At 67.8% G+C, this 3,743-nt stretch carries 3 protein-coding genes and 1 pseudogene; 2 read left to right on the top strand and 2 right to left on the bottom strand.

Going from position 1 to position 3,743, the window contains the following annotated elements:
• A partial coding sequence (locus DM816_RS40840) for a hypothetical protein (RefSeq protein ID WP_162908381.1) occupies positions 1-283 on the top strand: 283 nt, incomplete at its 5' end.
• Positions 284-438: 155 nt separating this feature from the next.
• Positions 439-798 carry a WhiB family transcriptional regulator gene (locus tag DM816_RS40835; RefSeq protein WP_117215801.1) on the top strand — a complete coding sequence of 120 codons (360 nt, stop codon included), beginning with the start codon at positions 439-441 and terminating at the stop codon, positions 796-798.
• A 455-nt stretch (positions 799-1,253) separates the two neighbouring features.
• On the opposite strand, the pseudogene DM816_RS45075 reads toward DM816_RS40835, so the two are convergent.
• A pseudogene (locus DM816_RS45075) lies at positions 1,254-2,070 on the bottom strand (class I SAM-dependent methyltransferase).
• A 54-nt stretch (positions 2,071-2,124) separates the two neighbouring features.
• Entirely contained in the window at positions 2,125-3,450 is a 1,326-nt protein-coding gene (locus tag DM816_RS40825) for an ABC1 kinase family protein (RefSeq protein ID WP_117215803.1), read from the bottom strand.
• Between the last annotated feature and the right edge of the window lie 293 nt (positions 3,451-3,743).

The following is a 3,743-nucleotide window of genomic DNA, read 5'->3' as shown; positions in this document are numbered from 1 at the left end:
GGCCGGCGCTCGCCTGCGCGTGCCCACCCCGGCTGTGCCGCTGGCTGCCGCCCGCGTGCGCGTGGTCGACCCGGCTCTGCCGGCCGCCGCCCGCCTGCGCGTGCCCACGCTGGCTGTCGTCACCCCGGTGACGGCTCGGCCGCTGCCGATTGCCCGACAGGATCAGTCTGCGCAAAACCTGATCATGACGGCTAAGCACGGCTACACCCCGGTCCTGGAGACCACCCCGAGCGCCAAGCTCGGAGGTTTCCGCGGCGTTCCGCCTCGAAGAAAGCCGGACTAGACAAGATCTAGACCGACCGGCTCACCTTCGAGGCCGCGGAACCCGTAAACCGGGATCCGCGGCCTTAGTTATTTACCGGGCATCCGCCCCCACGGATGTCCAGAGCGAAAGCAAACGATCCAAGAGATCGAGAACGAAAGAGAGGTGACCGGGAGATGAGTCTGGCGTTGGCCCCAGCGGACTTCGATGTCCAAATGGGTGCGGAGCTGCCCTGCCGCAAGTTCGACCCCGACCTGTGGTTCGCGGACGCTCCTGGCGAGCTGGAGATGGCAAAGGCCCTCTGCGGGGAGTGCCCGCTGAAGGTCGAGTGCCTGGCCGGTGCGCTGGAGCGCGAGGAGCCCTGGGGCGTCTGGGGTGGTGAGATCTTCGAGCGTGGTGCCGTCGTGGCGCGCAAGCGTCCGCGTGGCCGTCCGCGCAAGGACGACCTCGCCCGCGAGGCCACCCTGGCGGCCGAGACCGAGGCTCGGGTAGCGGCGACCTTCACCGGCCGCGAATCGGTCCGGCTTGCCGCGTAGAGCGCAGATTCCGCAAACGACAACACCAGCCGTTCACCGGCAGGTAGTCAAAACTTTCAAGAAGGACAAGGAAAATGATGGAGCAGAACGGATTCAACGAGATGTATATGATCCACGAAGTCATGAGCCGAGCTCGAATGCGCGAGCCTCAGAAATCCCCCTCTGAGGCTGCCCACTCCGCTCGTCAGATCGCCATCCGCGCCCACCGTCGGGCCGCTCGGGAAGCGTCTGGCCAGTAATAGACAACGAATAATAGGTAGGAAACTAGAGCGCGAGGGCCGGGAGCTTCGACTCCCGGCCCTCGCCGTTTCCGGGTCTCGCGGTCCTCCGGCGGCGGGGCGGCTATGCGGCGGCGGTAGGCATGTCGTGTGGCTGTGGCTGCTCCAGCTGGAAGTGCCGGATGGCGGTCACCGGCCGGTGCACGTTGGTTGCCCAGGTCGCCTGGGGGACCCAGGTCATGCAGGCTCCACGGCCAGTCCTCCCACGGGCCGGGGTCCAGCGGCGAATCGGTGGGCAGCTGATCGGGCATGGCCGGAAGCCACGGCGCCGTGGGGCTCCTCGCAACTGCGCACCTGAAGCCCTGCGCGCAGATAGTCGCCTGTCAAGATGGCGATAGGAGGCGATCGCGCCGGGCGGCCATGCTCATCTGTCGCCTTGGGGATGGAGCCGAGCAACACACTCTTCTCGTGCATGTCTGCGATCACGAGATGGCCGCCCGGCCGCAGCACGCGGGCAAACTCGGCGAGCACCGGCCGCAGGTCCGGGGCGCGGGTCAGCGCCCGTGCGCAGACGATCGCGTCCACCGCGTTGTCGGGCAGCGGCAGCTGGGGGAGCCGACCCTGGCGGAAGTCGGCGTTGGGCACGCGGTCGATCGCGGGCAAGCATGCCCGGGGAGCTGTCGACGCCGATGACGCGATGCCCTTGGGCGGCAAGGTATTCGCTGTAGCAGCCGGTGCCGCAGGCAGCGTCTAAAATGGAGCAAGTGGGCGGTTGTGTGTCGAGAACCCTTCGCAGGTAAGGCTCCTCGTAGGGGAAGGCGCCGTTGCCCGGTGTGTCATAGGTGTGCGCCCAGATGTTGTAGCCCTCGGGTGCGTCGACACGTCCGACGGAAATGCCTGCGCCGCAAAGCTTTTTGTCGTCGGGCAGGCGGCGGATCTCGGCAATGCGCGCCTGCGCGAACTCGCGATCGAAGTCACAGTCGCCGACGAATGAACGGAGCAGAGCCGTGCCTTCGATCCCCAGCAGATAGGCAAGTGGGTGCTCGTGGCTCATGAATGAGACTGTAGTGAACGCGGATGCTTGGCGCGAATGAATTCCTTGGGATTGCTACGGGGCGAAGCCGGGCAGCCATTCCTCCAAAATGGAGCGATACGGCGCCTTCGCTTCGAGCTGGCACAGCACACCGATCGAACCGAGCGTCACACGATGAATCATCAGGTACGACGGCGGCAGATTCAGTTGGCGGCCAAGCTGATAGGCGGGGCTGCGCGGGCCGGCGATGCGCGCGGCTTCGGCCCGCAACCATGCGCGGGTGAAGCGGAACTCGTCAACCTCAAGCGGCGCAAGCATTGGGCGCAGATAATCGAGAATCAGGTCGGCGTCGACGTCGAGATCGGGCTTGACGAAACCCTCGGCGCGCAAGCCGGCCAGCACCTCGGAAGCCTTGCCCTGCAACGCGAGCCGGGCCAGGCGGCCCACCGGTTCGGGCAGGCCTTCGGGCAGGCGCGCCACGGCGCCGAAGTCGATGACGGCGAGGCGGCCGTCGGGCTGCAGCCGGAAGTTGCCTGGGTGCGGGTCGGAATGCAGCAGGCCCACCCGCTTCGGGGCGGAGAAGTGCAGCGTGGCCATGAGCCGGCCGGAACGATCGCGCTGGGCCACCGTACCGGATGAGATTATTTTGGAAAGTGGTGTGCCCTCGACCCATTCAGTGACGAGCACCCGCTCGGCGCCCGCAATCACCTTGGGCACAAGAATTTCGTCGTCGCCCGCGTATGCTTCGGCGAACGCCGTCTGGCTCTGCGCCTCCAGCTCGTAGTCGAGCTCCTCCACGACGCGCTTGCGCAGCTCGGCGACCAGTGGTTTGACGTCGAGGCCCGGCTGCAGCACCTTGAACAGCCCGGCCATGCGGGAAAGCTGGCTCAGATCGGCGAGCAGTGCGTCGCCGGCGCCCGGGTATTGAATTTTGACCGCGACCGGGATGCCGGTGCGCTTGCGCGGGACCTTCCACTCGGCGCGGTGCACCTGCCCGATGCTCGCGGCCGCGGCCGGGCTGTCGTCGAACTCGCGGAAGTGCTTGCGCCAGTCGGCGCCGAGCTGACCGGCGAGCACCTTGTGGACCGTCGCGGCGGGCAGCGGGGGAGCCGCCTCCTGCAGCTTGGTCAGCGCCTCCCGGTAGGGCTCGGCCAGGCTGTCGGGCAGGGCGGCCTCGAACACGCTCAGCGCCTGCCCGAGCTTCATCGCCCCACCCTTGAGCTGGCCCAGCACGCTGAACAGCTGCTCGGCCGTGCGCTCCTGAATCTCGGCCGAGATAACCTCGGACGCCAGGCCGGTCACGCGCTTGCCGAACCCGAGCATGGTCCGGCCGGCGAAGCTGAGCGGCAGCGAGGCCAGCTTCGCTGTGCGGGCAACGGCACGGCGCGGGATGTCGGTCACGTCGCCCATTGTGACTGAAGACTTGTGTGGTTTGTGTGGTCTCCATGCGCATTCCTGGTGTTAGCCGCATCCCGCTTTGACGTCATTTGCCTGCCCATGCCGCAGCCCGCCGTTTGCCCTGCCCATGCCGCCCCGCCGCTCGCCCCGGCTTAGCCAGGCGGTGCCGGGTCACGCGGCGGGCGGTCGGGTGCTGGGCGGGTGGTGGCTTAGCCGGGCGGTGCGGGTCACGCGGCGGGCGGTGACTTAGCCAGGCGATGCCGGGTCACGCGCGGGGCGGCCGGGGTCACGCGCGG

It is taken from the genome of Allorhizocola rhizosphaerae, from assembly GCF_003426775.1.
GTDB lineage: Bacteria > Actinomycetota > Actinomycetes > Mycobacteriales > Micromonosporaceae > Allorhizocola > Allorhizocola rhizosphaerae.
The sequence above is the reverse complement of the archived record's forward strand: the minus strand, read 5'-3'. Positions and strand labels throughout refer to the sequence as shown.